The 17,774-nt window shown below is 35.2% G+C and carries 14 protein-coding genes and 1 tRNA gene; 14 read left to right on the top strand and 1 reads right to left on the bottom strand.

Going from position 1 to position 17,774, the window contains the following annotated elements; translation table 11 throughout:
- Positions 1-647: 647 nt before the first annotated feature.
- From EKM02_RS03160 to EKM02_RS03110, 11 genes are all read left to right on the top strand, one after another.
- Positions 648-1,634 (top strand): arabinan endo-1,5-alpha-L-arabinosidase, encoded by a 987-nt coding sequence (locus tag EKM02_RS03160; RefSeq protein WP_126452017.1) that lies wholly within the window; start codon positions 648-650, stop codon positions 1,632-1,634.
- Between the two features lie 21 nt (positions 1,635-1,655).
- On the top strand, positions 1,656-3,623 hold the full coding sequence (locus EKM02_RS03155; protein WP_126452016.1) for a glycoside hydrolase family 127 protein: 1,968 nt from the start codon (positions 1,656-1,658) through the stop codon (positions 3,621-3,623).
- Positions 3,624-3,725: 102 nt separating this feature from the next.
- Complete coding sequence (locus EKM02_RS03150; RefSeq protein ID WP_126452015.1) at positions 3,726-5,711, top strand: alpha-L-arabinofuranosidase C-terminal domain-containing protein; 1,986 nt, start codon at positions 3,726-3,728, stop codon at positions 5,709-5,711.
- Between the two features lie 167 nt (positions 5,712-5,878).
- Positions 5,879-7,570: a ribulokinase gene (locus EKM02_RS03145; RefSeq protein ID WP_126452014.1), complete on the top strand. Its 1,692-nt coding sequence runs from the start codon at positions 5,879-5,881 to the stop codon at positions 7,568-7,570.
- Positions 7,554-8,255, top strand: coding sequence for an L-ribulose-5-phosphate 4-epimerase (locus tag EKM02_RS03140; protein WP_126452013.1), 702 nt, complete (start codon positions 7,554-7,556; stop codon positions 8,253-8,255). The genes EKM02_RS03145 and EKM02_RS03140 overlap by 17 nt, the downstream gene beginning before the upstream one ends.
- Before the next feature lie 90 nt (positions 8,256-8,345).
- Positions 8,346-9,854 (top strand): L-arabinose isomerase, encoded by a 1,509-nt coding sequence (gene araA, locus EKM02_RS03135; protein ID WP_126452012.1) that lies wholly within the window; start codon positions 8,346-8,348, stop codon positions 9,852-9,854.
- A gap of 128 nt (positions 9,855-9,982) precedes the next feature.
- The gene (locus tag EKM02_RS03130) at positions 9,983-11,164 is read left to right on the top strand and encodes an aldose epimerase family protein (RefSeq protein ID WP_126452011.1); all 1,182 of its coding nucleotides are present in this window, start codon (positions 9,983-9,985) and stop codon (positions 11,162-11,164) included.
- Between the two features lie 350 nt (positions 11,165-11,514).
- Positions 11,515-11,694 (top strand): hypothetical protein, encoded by a 180-nt coding sequence (locus EKM02_RS03125; protein ID WP_126452010.1) that lies wholly within the window; start codon positions 11,515-11,517, stop codon positions 11,692-11,694.
- Positions 11,695-11,844: 150 nt separating this feature from the next.
- Positions 11,845-12,441, top strand: coding sequence for a hypothetical protein (locus EKM02_RS03120; RefSeq protein WP_126452009.1), 597 nt, complete (start codon positions 11,845-11,847; stop codon positions 12,439-12,441).
- A 143-nt stretch (positions 12,442-12,584) separates the two neighbouring features.
- Positions 12,585-13,175, top strand: a complete 591-nt coding sequence (locus EKM02_RS03115) for a hypothetical protein (RefSeq protein WP_126452008.1) — start codon at positions 12,585-12,587, stop codon at positions 13,173-13,175.
- A gap of 266 nt (positions 13,176-13,441) precedes the next feature.
- Positions 13,442-14,458, top strand: coding sequence for a type I restriction enzyme HsdR N-terminal domain-containing protein (locus EKM02_RS03110; RefSeq protein WP_126452007.1), 1,017 nt, complete (start codon positions 13,442-13,444; stop codon positions 14,456-14,458).
- Between the two features lie 204 nt (positions 14,459-14,662).
- On the opposite strand, the gene EKM02_RS03105 is transcribed toward EKM02_RS03110, so the two are convergent.
- A tRNA-Leu gene (locus tag EKM02_RS03105) sits at positions 14,663-14,742 on the bottom strand.
- Between the two features lie 290 nt (positions 14,743-15,032).
- On the opposite strand from EKM02_RS03105, the gene EKM02_RS03100 reads away from it, so the two are divergent.
- The 3 genes from EKM02_RS03100 to pth all read left to right on the top strand — a co-directional run bounded on the left by EKM02_RS03100 (position 15,033) and on the right by pth (position 17,651).
- Entirely contained in the window at positions 15,033-15,974 is a 942-nt protein-coding gene (locus EKM02_RS03100) for a ribose-phosphate pyrophosphokinase (RefSeq protein WP_126452006.1), read from the top strand.
- Positions 15,975-16,080: 106 nt separating this feature from the next.
- Entirely contained in the window at positions 16,081-16,692 is a 612-nt protein-coding gene (locus EKM02_RS03095) for a 50S ribosomal protein L25/general stress protein Ctc (RefSeq protein ID WP_126452005.1), read from the top strand.
- 284 nt (positions 16,693-16,976) lie between these two features.
- Positions 16,977-17,651 carry an aminoacyl-tRNA hydrolase gene (pth, locus tag EKM02_RS03090; protein WP_126452004.1) on the top strand — a complete coding sequence of 225 codons (675 nt, stop codon included), beginning with the start codon at positions 16,977-16,979 and terminating at the stop codon, positions 17,649-17,651.
- Positions 17,652-17,774: the final 123 nt, after the last annotated feature.

The raw sequence follows: 17,774 nt of genomic DNA, 5'->3' as shown, positions 1-17,774 counted from the left end.
ATTAAAATGAAATTAAAAACAGCTCAAAAAATACACAATATCAAAAACTTATATTTTCTTATATGACTTAAATGGTTTAAAAATGGAAACATATAAGACATATAAGTTAATTTAAAATGAAATTAAAAACAGTTCAAAAAATACACAATATCAAAAACTTATATTTTCTTATATGACTTAAATGGTTAAAAAATGGAAACACATAAGACACATAAGTTAATTTAAAATGAAATTAAAAACAGCTCAAAAAATACACAATATCAAAAACTTATATTTTCTTATATGACTTAAATGGTTAAAAAATGGAAACATATAAGACATATAAGTTAATTTAAAATGAAATTAAAAACAGCTCAAAAAATACACAATATCAAAAACTTATATTTTCTTATATGACTTAAATGGTTTAAAAATGGAAACATATAAGACATATAAGTTAATTTAAAATGAAATTAAAAACAGCTCAAAAAATACACAATATCAAAAACTTATATTTTCTTATCTGACTTAAATGGTTTAAAAATGGAAACATATAAGACATATAAGTTAATTTAAAATGAAATTAAAAACAGCTCAAAAAATACACAATATAAAAAACTTATATTTTCTTATATGACTTATATGGTTTAAAAAATAAAAAATTAAGCATGAAATTATCTCAAAAAATACAACCATTACTTCTCTTACTAATCATGACGGCTTCCGCTTGGGCACAAGAAATTTCTGTACACGACCCTGTAATGATCAAGCAAAAAGACACGTACTATTTATACTGTACCGGAAAAGGAATCAGTGTTTTTAGTTCCAAAGATTTAAAAAACTGGAAACCGGAACCCGCTATTTTCAAAGAAAAACCGGTTTGGGTAGCTGCTGTTGTTCCTAATTTTGACAATCACATTTGGGCACCAGACGTTTCCTTTCACAACAACACCTATTACTTGTATTATTCGGTTTCTGCTTTCGCAAAAAACACGTCGGCAATCGCATTGACAACCAATACCACTTTAGACCCAAAAGATCCCGCATACCAATGGGTCGATCACGGAATTGTCATTCAATCCGTACCCAATCGTGATTTATGGAATGCTATAGATCCCAATTTGACTTTGGATGAAAATAAAACGCCTTGGTTGGCTTTTGGTTCTTTTTGGAATGGTTTGAAAATGGTAAAATTAAATCCCGATTTAAAATCAGTCGCACAACCTGAAGAATGGTCCACCATTTCAAAACGTAAAAGAACCTTTGAATTAGCTGACACTGATCCGGGAGATGGCGCTCTTGAAGCTCCCTTTATATTCAAAAAGAATGGATATTATTATCAGTTCCTATCTTGGGATTTGTGTTGCAGAGGCGAAAAAAGCACGTACAAAGTAGTTGTGGGAAGATCTAAAAACATAACTGGACCCTACGAAGATAAAGACGGGAAATCTTTAAACGAAGGTGGCGGAACGGTATTGATTCAAGGAAACGAAAACTATAACGGTGCAGGCCACAACAGCGCTTATACTTTTGACGGTAAAGATTACATTATTTTTCATGCGTATGATTCCAATCAAAAAGGAAAATCTGTTTTAAAAATAAAAGAGATGCAATGGGATGCTGCTTTGTGGCCTGTTGTAGCACCACTGAATTAAAAACAGATTAATAGTAGGCAAATGACCTTTATAAAAAAAACAATACTAACCGTTTCGATTTTAATGACCATTTATGGCCAAGGCCAAGAACGCCTGAAGAAATCGAACTCGTTCAGAAAATCAGGTTATAATATAACGCCGGTAAACATTCAAAATGTAAAAGTTACGGATGCTTTTTGGTTGCCCATTATCAAGAAAGTACAGGAAAAAACCATCGAATACGCAATCCAAAAATGCCAAGAAGAAGGCCGCATGGACAACTTTTTAATCGCAGGTGGTAAAATGGCAGGAACCGTAAAAGGACAAATGCCTTTTGATGATACCGATGTGTATAAAATTATCGAAGGCGCTTCTAATACTTTGATTAGCGAACCCAATCCAAAACTCGAAATACTAGTAGACTCCCTGATTAGCATTGTGAAAATTGGTCAGGAAAAAGACGGATACTTAACCACCTGGAGAACTATTAACCCAGCCAAGCCGCCCGCTCCATGGGTTCCAGTAATCCAAGGAAAACGTTGGGAATCGTTACATATCAGTCATGAATTATACAATTCTGGACATCTGATTGAAGCGGCTGTAGTGCATTATGAAGCTACTGGAAAGAAAAACTTTTTAGACATTGCCATCAAAAATGCGGATCTGTTAGTGCGTACTTTTGGCGACAGAACAGACCAGGTTCATGGGGTTCCCGGACATCAAATCGTGGAAACGGGTTTGGTGAAATTATACCAAGTTACCCATAAAAAAACCTATTTAAATCTGGCCAAATACTTTTTGGACAACCGCGGAAATCCAAAAAACCACACCTTATATGGCGCATACTCTCAAGATGACATTCCTGTTATTCAACAAAAAGAAGCGGTGGGCCATGCCGTAAGAGCAGTTTATATGTATTCCGGAATGACCGATATTGCCGCGCTAAAAAATGATGCATCTTACCTAAATGCTGTGAATCATTTGTGGAGTAATATGGTTAACAAAAAAATGTACATCACAGGAGGCATTGGTGCAAAACACGATGAAGAAGCTTTTGGAGAAAATTACGAACTGCCAAATCTTACCGCTTACAACGAAACTTGTGCTGCAATTGGTAATGTGTATTGGAACCATCGCTTACATAATCTATATGGAAATTCTGATTATTTTGATGTGATTGAACGCTCTTTATACAACGGATTGATTTCTGGATTGTCATTGGATGGAAAAAAATTCTTTTATCCAAATGCATTGGAATCGGATGGCGTTTATAAATTCAATCGTGGCGAATGTACCCGTCAATCTTGGTTTGATTGTTCTTGTTGTCCAACGAATTTGATTCGGTTTATTCCTTCGATTCCGGGATTGATTTATTCTAAAAGTAAAGACGTGCTTTATGTGAATTTATACGCTTCGAATACGGCGAAAATAACATTGAATAAAACCGATTTACAAATTTCACAACAAACCAATTATCCTTGGGACGGAAAAGTTTCTCTTACTGTTTCTCCAAAAAAAGAAAGTGAATTCACTATAAAATTACGCATTCCAAGTTGGGCGAGAAATCAGGTTTTATCGGGAGATTTATATAGTTATGCAACTACCTCAACTGCAAAAACAACAGTTACTCTAAACGGAAAAGCATTTGCATACCAAGAAGACAAGGGATACATCACCATTACCAAAAAATGGAAAAAAGGAGAAACAATTGTCCTTGATTTCCCAATGGAAGTAAAACAAGTGGTAACCAATGCGAAAGTGAAAGGCAACAAAGGAAAAGTCGCTTTAGAATACGGACCTATTGTATATGCGATTGAAGAAGCGGATAATGCTACTAATTTTGACGCTATAACCATTGGTCCAAACGATACTTTCAAAGTTAAAAAAGAAGAAAGCCTTTTAGAAGGCGTAAATACCATTCAAACCAAAAAATTAAAAGCCATTCCGTATTATTCCTGGTCTAACAGAGGCGTTGGAAAAATGAAAGTTTGGATTGATTACAAAGAGTAAAAGTTGACAAAGAAATACCAGACGATTCATGAAAATATAAAGTTCAACTCCAATAACTTCAAACTTTAAACTTTAAACGTTTAAACCTTAAAACAATAAAAAATGAAACCAAATTTAATTACGAAAATTACCCTTTGCGGGCTTTTACTAAATGGCTTTTATGCCAATGCACAAAAAACGAATCTCGAAGTTAATACCGCAACTACGATAACTAAAATTCAACCAACGATGTACGGTGTGTTTTTTGAAGACATCAACTTTGCTGCCGATGGTGGGTTGTATGCCGAAATGATTAAAAACCGTTCGTTTGAATTTGAAGCGCCGCTTATGGGTTGGGAACAACCAAATAGTGACAAACATTCTTTTAATACAACATCTGGAATCGCAACAACTGTCAAGGCATTGGAAAATAAAACCAACCCTAGTTTTTGTAGGGTATTAATCAATGATGCCAAAGGATTTTCGATGATTAACGAAGGATTCCGTGGTATAGGAATTAAGAAAGATGCTAAATACAATCTTTCGCTAAAAGCGGCAAATCACAATGGCGCTATCAAAAAAATTATCATTCAATTTATTGATAAAAACAAAAAAGTATTAGGCGAAACCAGCATCGTCCCAACATCAAACGAGTGGAAAGGCTATACTGCACAATTTACTGCTACTCAAACCGAGGCAAAAGCACAATTAAAAATCACCTTTGAAGGAAACGGAACCATCGATTTAGACATGATTTCTTTGTTTCCGGAAGACACTTGGATGAACAGAAAAAACGGAATGCGTAAAGACATCGTGCAACTTTTGTATGATATGAAACCCGGATTTTTGAGATTCCCTGGCGGTTGTATTGTGGAGGGAAGAACTTTGGCACAACGGTACCAATGGAAAAAAACCGTGGGCGATGTGGAGCAAAGAGAAACCTTGGTAAACCGCTGGAACACCGAATTCAGTCACAAACCGGCACCGGATTATTTTCAGACTTTTGGATTGGGATTCTTTGAATATTTCCAACTTTCGGAAGATTTAGGCGCACAACCCTTACCTATTTTAAGCTGTGGAATGGCGTGTCAGTTCAATACCGGAGAATTAGTTCCAATGGAAGAATTAGATCCTTACGTGCAGGATGCATTGGATTTAATTGAATTTGCAAATGGTGACATAGAAACTCCTTGGGGAAGAGTCCGCTCTGAAATGGGACATCCAAAACCATTTAACCTAAAATACATTGGTGTTGGAAATGAGCAATGGGGACCCGATTACATCGAAAGATACAAAGTATTTGAAAAAGCTATTAAAGCAAAATATCCAAAAATGATTATTGTTTCTGGAAGCGGTCCATTTCCAGAAGGAGATTATTTTGAATACGGCATGCAAGAACTTAAAAAATTGAATGCTGAAATTGTAGATGAGCATTATTACAAAAGCCCACAATGGTTTAGAGAAAATGCTACTCGTTATGACAGTTATGACCGAAAAGGACCTAAAATTTTCGCTGGAGAATATGCGGCTCAAAGTGTTGCAATTGCAAGTCCTGACAACAGAAACAATTGGGAATGTGCCTTCTCTGAAGCTGCTTTCATGACCGGTTTAGAACGAAATGCCGAAGTGGTTAATTTAACCTCTTACGCACCATTGATGGCTCATGAAGAAGCTTGGCAATGGAAACCGGATTTGCTTTGGTTCAACAATCTGGAAGCCTATGGTTCTGCTAATTATTATGTGCAAAAATTATTTGCTACCAATAGAGGAACCGATTTAATAGCCATTACCAAAGACGGGAAACCGGTAACCGGACAAAGTAATCTGTTTGCATCAGCGGTGAAAGATGTAAACTCTAAAGAAGTAATTGTAAAATTAGTAAACACAGCTGCGACTGCACAAGAAATAACTGTCCATTTAAAAGGACCCAAATTACAAGCAAAAGGAACTATAATAACCCTTACAAGTCCAAACTTACAAGACGAAAATTCGTTTGCTAATCCTAAGAAAATAAGCCCAATAGAAAACGTATTTAATTTAAAAGGAGACAAAGCGCAAACGAGCCTTCCACCCTATTCTGTGACTGTTTTGAAGTTAAAAATGAAATAATCGCAATAAAATAAATGTATAGAAACAAATTATTATTTATTCAATTCGCAAACTGCTGTTTTTCTGCAGTTATGATAAAAATTACACTGTTAAATTAAATTAAGTGTTTTTTATACACTTATAAATTATTTAAACTATATTTGTCATTACAATTAAAAGAATCTAGAATGAAAAATTATGTAATAGGATTAGATTACGGAACAGATTCTGTTCGAGCGATGTTAATAGACACTGAAAATGGTCAAGAAATTGCATCAAATGTGTGTCAATACAAGCGATGGGCAACCAAAGAATATTGTAATGCATCCCTAAATCAGTTTCGCCAGCATCCATTAGATCACATCGAAGGACTAGAAGCCACTATAAAATATGTGGTGCAAAACAGCGATGTAGATCCATCCCTAATACGAAGCATTTGCATTGACACCACTGGTTCATCACCGGTACCCGTCACTAAAGACGGAATTCCCCTAGCTTTGACCGAAGGTTTTGAACACAATCCAAACGCGATGATGGTATTGTGGAAAGATCACACCGCTATCAATGAAGCAAACGAAATCAATGAACTTGCCGACAATTGGGGTGGAGAAAATTTTACCAAATATGTGGGCGGAATTTATTCATCAGAGTGGTTTTGGGCAAAAATTTTACACATTGCAAGAGTAGATACAGCCGTCAAAGACGCTGCCTATACTTGGATGGAACATTGCGATTTGATGACGTATTTATTGATCGACAATAAAGATTTAAAATCATTTAAAAGAAGTCGTTGTGCAGCGGGTCATAAAGCTATGTGGCACGAGGACTGGAACGGATTGCCTCCAGAAGAATTCTTAGGTCAACTGCATCCATATCTTGCCGCACTTCGCGGAAGATTATATGATGAAACCTATACTTCTGATTTGGTAGCCGGAAATTTAAGTCAAGAATGGGCAACACGATTAGGTCTTACAACGGATACCATAATTGCTGTTGGAACATTCGACGCGCATTCTGGAGCGGTAGGAGCAAAAATCGAGGAAAACACTTTGGTTCGTGTGATGGGAACCTCAACATGTGATATTATTGTAGCTTCGAAAGAGTCAATCGGAACAAAAACCGTTCGTGGCATCTGCGGACAAGTTGATGGTTCCGTAATTCCAGGATTTATTGGCCTGGAAGCTGGTCAATCTGCTTTTGGAGATGTACTAGCTTGGTACAAAGAGTTACTACTTTGGCCAACAGAACATTTATTGGATACCTCTACCCTTTTGACAGATGTACAAAAAGAGCAATTGAAAGCAGAAATGAGCGACAATTTAATTGTTCAATTGACTGCCGAAGCAGAAAAAATTCCTTTATCCGAAAGTATCCCGATCGCTTTAGACTGGATTAACGGAAGAAGAACTCCTGATGCTAATCAGGAAATTAAAAGCGCTATTTCTAATTTATCTTTAGGTACAAAAGCGCCCCATTTATTCAAATCATTGGTAAACGCAATCTGTTTTGGTTCTAAAAAAATAGTAGACCGTTTTGAAGAAGAAGGAGTAAAAATAAACAGCGTCATCGGCATTGGTGGTGTAGCGAGAAAATCGCCTTATATCATGCAAACTTTGGCTAATGTGTTGAATAAACCAATCAAGATTGCGGCATCAGACCAAACACCCGCTTTGGGCGCAGCAATATACGCAGCAGTTGCAGCAGGAATTTATCCGAATGTAATTGAAGCCAGTCAAAAAATGGGAAGTGATTTTGATGGGGAATATTTTCCTCAATTAGACAAAGTTGCGGCCTACAACAAATTGCTTTTGGCCTATGACCAATTAAGTTCTTTTGCAGATCCATCTATTAAAAAACTACACCATGAGCAGTATGTATAATGCTTTACAACAAGAATGCTACGACGCAAACATGCAATTGAATGCATTGAATTTAGTAGTCTATACTTTTGGGAATGTGAGTGCAGTAGACCGTAAAAATGGTGTATTTGCAATAAAACCCAGCGGTGTTCCTTATGAAGATTTGAAACCCGAAGACATTGTTATAGTTGATTTTGACAATAATATCATTGAAGGTACTATGCGTCCGTCATCGGATACGAAAACGCACGCTTATTTATATAAAAACTGGCCAAATATTGGCGGTGTGGCACACACTCATGCGACTTACTCCGTAGCTTGGGCACAAGCACAAAGAGACATTCCAATCTTTGGAACAACCCATGCCGATCATTTAACCAGCGATATTCCCTGTGCTGCGCCAATGGCTGACTCGCTTATCGAAGGGAATTACGAACACAATACTGGGATCCAAATTTTAGATTGTTTTAAAGAAAAAAATCTTTCGTACGAAGAAGTAGAAATGATTCTTATAGGAAATCACGGTCCTTTTGCTTGGGGGGCAACCGCAGCAAAAGCAGTTTACAACAGTAAAGTTTTAGAGGCAATCGCCGAAATGGCACACTTGACTTTGCAAATAAACCCGAATGCAACCAGATTAAAAGATTCCTTAATAAAAAAACATTACGAACGTAAGCACGGAAAAGATTCGTATTACGGACAATAGCCCCGATTAATCGGTTAACTGTTTAATTGGTTAAACGCTTAAACAGCTAACCAATTAAACGAATAAACATTAAACAGTTAAACAAGAACTATGATTGATATATCACAAAAAGAAGTTTGGTTTGTAGTAGGAAGCCAAGAATTATATGGCGAGGAGACGCTTAGAAAAGTAGCCGAGCATTCACAAGAAATCTCAAAAGGAATTGATTCATCCTCACTTATACCGGTAAAAATTGTATTCAAGGATGTAGTTAAATCCCCTGCTCAAATCTTGGATGTATGTTTGGAAGCCAACTCAAACAAAAATTGTATTGGAATTGTGGCTTGGATGCATACCTTTTCTCCAGCCAAAATGTGGATTGGAGGCTTGAGTATTCTTAAAAAACCCTTGTGCCATTTACATACGCAATTCAACGCCGAAATTCCTTGGGCTTCTATGGATATGGATTTCATGAATTTGAACCAATCGGCTCACGGAGACAGAGAGTTTGGTTTTATCATGTCCAGAATGCGTAAAAAACGCAAAGTTATTGTGGGACATTGGGAGGACGAAAGGGTTCAAAAAAAATTAGGAAATTGGACACGAGTGGCGCTGGGTTGGGATGAACTTCAAAACTTAAAAGTAGCTCGTATCGGAGATAACATGCGTGAAGTAGCGGTTACAGAAGGTGATAAAGTAGAAGCACAAATTCGTTTTGGCGTTTCGGTGAATGGTTACGATTCCTCTGATGTGACGAAACATATCGAAAAAGTGACGGATAAACAATTAAATGATTTATTGGCTGTTTATGAAACCTCTTATCATTTAACTCCTTCCTTAAAAGAAGGGGGAGCACAAAGACAATCTTTAGCCGATGCCGCAAAAATAGAATTAGGCTTGAGAGCTTTTATGGAAGAAGGTGGTTTTGGTGCTTTTACCGATACTTTCGAAAATTTAGGCGCTTGGAAACAACTCCCTGGAATTGCAACCCAACGCCTGATGGCCGATGGTTATGGTTTTGGAGGTGAAGGAGACTGGAAAACAGCGGCAATGGTAAGAGTTTTGAAAGTAATGAATGTAGGACTCCAAGGAGGAACTTCATTTATGGAAGATTACACCTATCATTTTACTCCTGAAAAGTCTTATGTTTTAGGATCGCACATGCTCGAAATTTGTCCTTCCATCGCAGATGCGAAACCATCTTGTGAAGTTCATCCTTTAGGAATTGGCGGAAAAGAAGATCCCGTTCGTTTGGTGTTTAATTCACCTGCTGGAGATGCAATCAACGTATCATTAATAGATATGGGAACCCGTTTTAGATTAATCGTAAACGAAGTTACTGCAGTAAAACCGATGGCTGATCTACCAAAACTTCCGGTAGCTCGTGTTCTGTGGGATTGTAAACCAAACCTTGATATCGCTGCTACTGCATGGATTCTTGCAGGTGGTGCACATCACACAGTTTACAGTCAAGCGGTAACTACTGAATTTATGGAAGATTTTGCTGATATTGCCGGAATCGAATTAGTGGTTATTGATAAGGATACTACTATTCGCAATTTCAAAGATACTTTAAATGCAAATGAAGCATACTATCACTTGTTCCAACACGGTCTTTAATTTAAGTCGAAAGTCTTAAAGTCGCAAAACACAGTCCTATATTATAAATTTTTACTGTAATCTCCGAATTTAGGACTTTAAAAACCTTTATCTTTTGACTTCGATACTAACTAAAAAAATGAGTAATTATGAATGTATTAAAACGTTGCTTGTATGGGATTTCCATAGTCAGTTTGTCCAGTATGAATATTCAATGCAAAAGCGATAAAAAAGTGGAAGAAACTACTACAGAAGCAAAAGCTACAGCTGCGGTAACTATCGAAAAATCAGCGTATGGAACGACTCCAAAAGGCGAAAAAATTGACAGTTACAAACTGAAAAACCAAAAAGGAATGGAAGTCGCTATTATCACTTATGGTGGAATTATCTCCTCTTTGAAAGTGCCAAACAAAGCCGGAAAATCGGAAGAAGTAGTACTTGGTTTTAATTCTTTAGAACAATACATGAAACCCAATCCGTACTTCGGAGCCCTTATCGGAAGATACGGAAACCGAATTGCAAAGGGAAAGTTTACTTTGGACGGAAAAGAATATGCTTTGGCTATCAACAACGATCCTAACGCTTTGCACGGAGGACCAGAAGGCTTTCACAGAGTGGTTTGGACTGCCGAAGAAGCAAAATCCGGAGACAATGCTTCTCTAAAATTGAAGTATGTGAGTAAAGACATGGAAGAAGGATATCCTGGTAACTTGACTGTTTTTGTTACTTACACCTTGAACAATGACAACTCATTGGACGTGCTTTATGAAGCGACTACAGATAAGAAAACGGTGGTAAACTTAACACAACATTCGTATTTTAATCTGTCTTCTGATTTTTCTAAACCAATTTTAGATCATGAAATAACTATTGATGCAGACAAATTAGTTCCGGTAGCGGCAACATTGATTCCATCAGGAAAATTGACCGATGTAACCAATACACCTTTTGATTTCAGGAAACCTAAAAAAGTGGGTGCAGCAATCGAATCCAAAGATGAACAATTGAAAAACGGATTGGGTTACGACCATTGCTGGGTACTGAACAATCAAGGTAAAGGAGAACGTTTTGCAGCCTCAGCTTATGATGCGGGAAGCGGGCGGTTATTGGAAGTATACACTGACCAACCGGGAATACAGTTCTATTCCGGAAACTTCTTAGACGGTACTCTACCCATGAGAAATGGCGGAACGTATGCTCGCAGAACGGGTTTTTGTTTAGAAACGCAACACTATCCGGATTCTCCAAATCAAAAAGATTTTCCAACCACGGTCTTGAATCCCGGTGAAAATTACAAAACAAAAACAAGCTTTAAATTCTCTATTAAATAAGAATACACTAACTACGCATAGATTAGTTTCTATTCCCATAAATAAGTTGATTGGTTTGGTTTAAATATGGAACTAGTTAGTAACCCCGGAAGTAACACTTTCGGGGTTTTTTTATGGTATCAATTTAATACTGCTATTTTAGTGTTGTGTTAAATGACTTTCTCCATTAAGAGTGAGAGCCTACAGACCGTGCCTATTAAAATTTGTAGCTATTTAGTTTTGAGAGTGTTCACGAGCGGGATGCTCACGCTAGCACGTGCTTGATTATCAGTGGTTATTGCACACCATTAACTCGTCTTACGAAACGTGACAAAAAAATACAAAATACAAAAAGTAATTACATTTGTTGGATGATAAAAGTCCGCCAAACACAAATAATAAAAATAGGTAATTCTCACGGGATTAGAATTCCTGAAGACTTCCTAAATGCATTGGGCACCAAAGAAGTTGTCATACAACACTTTGATTATTATTTCCATAAAAACAACCATACCACCACGAGGCGAATGGAAGCATTCTCACTAAAATGAAGATAGAACCCGAAACAACAACAAAACAGGACTTACCAACCACAACAGGTGAATTTGATGTCTATATTTAATATTTGAAATATCACTAAAAGTGGGTATTGTGACAATGATTTTAAATTGGTTTATTCGTAATATTAAAAAAAAATGAAAATGAAAAAAATATTATTATTTTTAGCTGTTGCTTTAATGTTTTCTTGTGGAAAAAGTAATGAAGAACAAATGCTCTATGACTATAAGTCTAAATCTATAAAACAATTATTTAGCACAAGTTTAGAAGAGTTAGATTTTGAAATAAATTCAATTGAGAAAATTGGTGGAGTTAAGTCCTCCGATAGCATTAAAATTTTAAAAGATAAGCTTGTTCTAGCTTGGCTTGGAAAAGATGCTGTTTTGACAGAAAAAGACACATTAACTTTTAATTACGTGATAAAAGAACTTAATAAATTAACTAATACTTATCAAGAAATAATACTAGGTAATATTAGGAACGATGAGGAGTATAAAAACTATGAATATAAAGAAAAGCGAAATGAAAACATTAAAATTTCAGTATACGCCGGAGCTTGGAAAAGTAAATTTGATTTATATTCCAAAAATCCAGACTCTATAATAAGCACTAAATATAAGGTAAGTTATTCTTTAACAAATCCTTTACTAAAAATAAAACAAACACATGATGAAATCTATTTTACAAACGCAGATCAAACAAAGTTTATTTTCGATGAAAAAGTTGAAGTAGAAAAATAAAACCCACACTAATATACGAAAGTCTTTATTATTATAACCGTTCAGAGATGAGTGATTTTTTTATTAAATATCACTAAAAGTGGGTATTGCTGAAATGATTATAAAAGGGTTTATTAGCAGGAATATTTATTTAAAAAAAAAGAATGAAAAAAATTATTTTAGTATTCGCATTAGCATTATCAACAATAGCATTTGCGCAAACAACATTGGTTGATAATCAAGTAAATTTTGAACAAGTTAAGGCTTTAAAAGAAAAGGCTGAAGCAAAAGTATTAACTAAGGATGGAATTTCACAATATACTGCTTCAAATAGTGCAGTAATAAAAATTGGTGATAAATTCCGTATAAACAGACCTGAAGGTGGAGCTAAAACATTTGTTTCCATACAAAACAAGCCAACCGTAATGGATATGCTAGGGAATAGCGGATTTAATTCAACTGTTAATACCTCAATGAGTAATACCGAAATAACAATTAAAACGTTATTTATAGCTGGAACAAGAAAATTAGGATTTAAAACAATGGCTGAATTAGCAACATGTGGTACTTGCAATAATTTAATTGTTGATATTGAATTAGCTATAGAAACAAAAGAAATTAGAACAAATGGAATGACTAAAGAAGAAGCTATCGCAAAATTAAAGGAAACAAAAGATTTATTTGATTTAGGAATAGTTAAACAAGAAGATTTTGATAAACTAAAAGCTGAACTTACACCAATAATAATTAAATGAAGACTGTGTTTTTTGATAAACCATAAGGAACATCTTTTTAACAGATTACGAATGCGTTTAAATTAAAAAAGTTACAAAGGAGATAAATTGAAACAGGAATGTTTTAAAAGAATAAAACAAGAAAGGCGAACCATAACGGAACGCCTTATTGGAATATCACGAAAGTTAATTTAAAAAAATAAAAAAATTAATAATCATAATGACATTTTTAATTTAAATGACTTATTGTGTGTAGATTAGATTTCTAAAACCAAACCAAAAATATTATGGAAATAAACATACCTAAACAGTCAGTCAATCAATTAAAAAAATCATTGGATAATTTTAAACTTACTGATGCAATTGAATTGAGTACAAATGAAGCACAAACACGTAAGTTTTTAATTGAACCTTTTTTTGAAATGTTGAACTATGTTTCAAATGATTTAATTCCTGAATACAATGCTGATTTTGGGGAACGAATAAGTCAAAAAATTGATTATGCTATCATATTAAACAAAAAAGATACTATACTAATTGAAGCTAAAAAGCAAAATAGTAAATTAACAGATAAGGAAGCTGGACAATTAAACGGATATTTTAATAATACTAAAAATTCTAAAATTGCAGTTTTAACAAATGGTATTGAATATAGATTTTATTCTGACGTTTTAGATCCTAACGTAATTGATGGTAAACCTTTTTTTATTTTTAATTTGAGTAAGTATGTAGATAAAGATTTAGACACACTTATAAAATTTGACAAAAGATATATTTTAGTAAAAGAGATTATTCAAACTGCACAGGAATCTGTTTTTGTTGAAGATTTTGAAAGTGCATTGTTTAAGGAATTAACAGCACCAACAAAAGACTTATTAAAAATAATACATAGGAATATGAATTTTAAAACTAAGTTTAATGAGGATACACAAGTTAAAATGATAAGCTTAATTAATTCTTCATTGTTAAAATCGTTGTATGATAAAAAAGTTATTGCTGAAACAAATTCAAACTCTTTAGGTGTAGTAACTACTGAATTAGAAATTCAAGCATACCACACAATAAGAACTTTGTTAATTCAAGACAAAAAAATTCCTAATGAAAGATTAGGTTACAAAGATTTCAAAAGCTTTCTCAATATTGGTATTGACGACAATTCTAAAAAAGTTATCTGTAAATTAGTTTTCAGTGATTCAAAAATGAAAATGATTATTGAAAACAATGAATATACTTTAGAACACATTGACGATGTTTTAAAGCACAAAAAGGAATTGATTAATAGAACACTTGCTTTAGTTGAATAATTAAAGATTTAGTAAAAGAGTTAAAAGGCGAACCATTACGGAACGCCTTTTTTTTTGTTCAATAGCCAGATCGCCCGGATACATCTCTCTTTGATCGTGCGGAATTGAATTCCGTACCCGCAATCAATAGCAAACAAAGCAAAACTACACAGGAATTCGTTGTGACATAAAACCAAAAAACCGCTTCTTTCGAAGCGGTTTTTGTACCCGGAGCCGGAGTCGAACCGGCACGGTTTCCCACAGGTGTTTGAGACCAGCGCGTCTACCAATTCCGCCATCCGGGCTTAGCTAGACATGAAATAACAACAGTTATTTCAACGCAATAAAAGAGGTGGTTGTGTTTAAATCAACCATCAATTCCTTTAACACGGTGCAAATGTAAAAAATAATATTAAATGTTCAACTAAAAATACTTAATTTTTTCCTTTCAGAGTTGAATAAATTTTATAAATTTGCACCTCGTTAAAAACACAACACACAACTAACTACACCCGAGGCAAATACAAACATACGGCTTTATACAAATGACAAAGCCAACAGTATGGAGTGCAACGGAATAAAAACAATAAATTAAATGTCACACCTAGAACCAGAAGCTAAAATTTTTGCGTGTTCACAAAGTGTCTATCTTGCTGAAAAAATAGCAGAGCAATACGGAATTCCTTTAGGGAAAATCACCATGTCAAAATACAGCGACGGTGAATTTCAGCCTTCTTATGAAGAGTCTATCAGAGGATTACGGGTTTTTATCGTTTGTTCTACTTTTCCTACGGCAGATAATTTGATGGAAATGTTACTGATGATTGATGCTGCAAAACGGGCTTCGGCACGACACATAACAGCAGTGATTCCTTACTTTGGTTGGGCTAGACAAGATAGAAAAGACAAGCCAAGAGTTCCAATAGGAGCTAAACTAGTAGCTAATTTACTTGATGCTGCAGGCGCAACAAGAGTAATGACCATGGATTTGCACGCAGATCAAATTCAAGGATTCTTTGAAAAACCAGTAGACCATCTTTTTGCATCGACAATTTTTATGCCGTACGTGAAAAGTTTACAACTGGATAATTTAACAATCGCTTCTCCAGATATGGGTGGTTCAAAAAGAGCGTACGCCTACTCTAAATTCTTAGAATCGGATGTGGTGATTTGTTACAAACAAAGAAAAGAAGCCAATATTATTGACACCATGGAATTGATTGGTGAAGTTAAAGGTAAAAATGTAATCTTAGTAGATGACATGATTGATACTGGAGGCACTTTGGCGAAAGCCGCAGATTTAATGATCGAAAAAGGAGCGCTGAGCGTACGAGCAATTTGTACCCACGCGATTTTATCCGGGGATGCTTACGAAAAAATAGAGAATTCTAAATTATTAGAATTAATTGTCACCGATTCTATTCCGTTAAAGAAAGAATCAAAAAAAATAAGAGTGTTGAGTTGTGCGCCTCTTTTTGCTGAAGTTATGCACATGGTGCACCACAACAATTCCATAAGTGGAAAATTTATAATGTAATACATTAGTCGTAAAGTCCAATGTCTTAAAGTTATAAAGTCATGCTGATAGCCAAAAGCTAAAAGCCAAACAAGTAATATTATTTAATAACTATATTTTTTTTACAATGAAATCGATTACAATTAAAGGATCAGAAAGAGAAAGCGTGGGTAAAGTTGCGACTAAAGCCCTACGTAATGCTGGATTGGTTCCTTGCGTATTATACGGAGGAAATCAGGCAGTTCATTTCTCAGCAGAAGTTATGGCTTTCAAAAACTTGGTTTACACCCCAAACGCTCACACAGTTGAGATCAATCTTGGTGAAGGAAAATCATTTAACGCTATTTTACAAGACATTCAGGTTCACCCGGTGTCTGACAAGATCTTACACATTGACTTCTTTCAATTATTTGATGACAAAGAAATCACTATGGAAGTTCCTGTAAAAATCATTGGTAACTCTAAAGGAGTTATGGCCGGTGGAGATTTACGTTTGAACACTCGTAAACTAAAAGTAAAAGCTTTACCAAAAAATCTTCCTGATTTTATTGAAGCTGACATTACTGCCCTAGACATGGGTAACAAATTGTACGTTACTAAAGTAGCTTCTCCAGACTACAAAATCATGCACCCGGACAACACTGTAATCTGTCAAGTGAAAATCTCTCGTGCCGCTATGAAAGCAGCTCAAGAGGCAGCAAAAGCAGCAAAAGCTCCCGTAAAAGGAAAGAAAAAATAATATTTTTTCAATCATTCAAGAAAGCATCAGTTCTACAACTGGTGCTTTTTTTTTGCTTATTATTTTTTCATTTAGAGCAACGACTAACCTCATCATCCTCTTTTAAATTATAAGGAGCACCACTACCCATTTTCACAACAACGCTCCTCCTGCTGTCCGTTGTATCCACGCCAAAAAGCGTGGGATGCCACTCCCATCAGGGCTATCCAGAACTATTTTGTTCCCAATACCGATTTTCTAAAAATCTAATAGTACACTATTCTAATTAAGTCTATTTTTGCAATATGATAAAATGGATTTCAAATTTATTCTCACCTACAAAAACTGAGAATAATACAGATTGTAGGAAATCAGAGGCTCTCGAACACCAAAAAAATAATATAGAAAACGTGAGTAATAAATTTTTAATAATAGGACTCGGCAACATTGGCGCCGAATATGTTAACACTCGCCACAACATTGGTTTTAAAATCGTGGATTTCCTCGCCCGGAAAGAGAGCGTTACTTTCGAAACCGTAAAACTGGGTACACTGGCCAAATACAAATTCAAAGGAAGAACTTTTGTGCTACTCAAACCCAACACCTACATGAATTTGAGCGGAAAAGCCGTGCAGTACTGGATGGAAAAAGAGAACATTCCACTTGAAAATATTCTGGTGATTACTGACGATTTGAATCTATCTTTTGGAGCCATTCGCATCCGACAAAAAGGAAGCGATGGCGGACACAACGGACTCAAAAACATCAATCTGGTATTGAATACGCAAAATTACGCCCGATTCCGTTTTGGGATCAGTGACGAATTCAAAAAAGGAAAACAAGTTGACTATGTCCTTGGCGACTGGGATGATACTGAAAAAATAGCGCTTCCGGAACGACTGGAATTAGCCTCCGAGATCATAAAATCCTTTGGAACTGCAGGACTGGAAATCACCATGACCACATTTAACGGGAAATAAAAAAAAGGGAATATACTTGTAGTATATGCCTGCGTGTTTTTTTTAATTTGTATTAGATAAAAATAATAATTAATTTTAGAGCAAATTTTTAATACGCACTAAAAATCAATGCATTAAATTACC

This window comes from Flavobacterium sp. RSP49 (assembly GCF_003968735.1).
Lineage (GTDB): Bacteria > Bacteroidota > Bacteroidia > Flavobacteriales > Flavobacteriaceae > Flavobacterium.
This window is presented reverse-complemented; position numbering and strand designations above follow the sequence as displayed.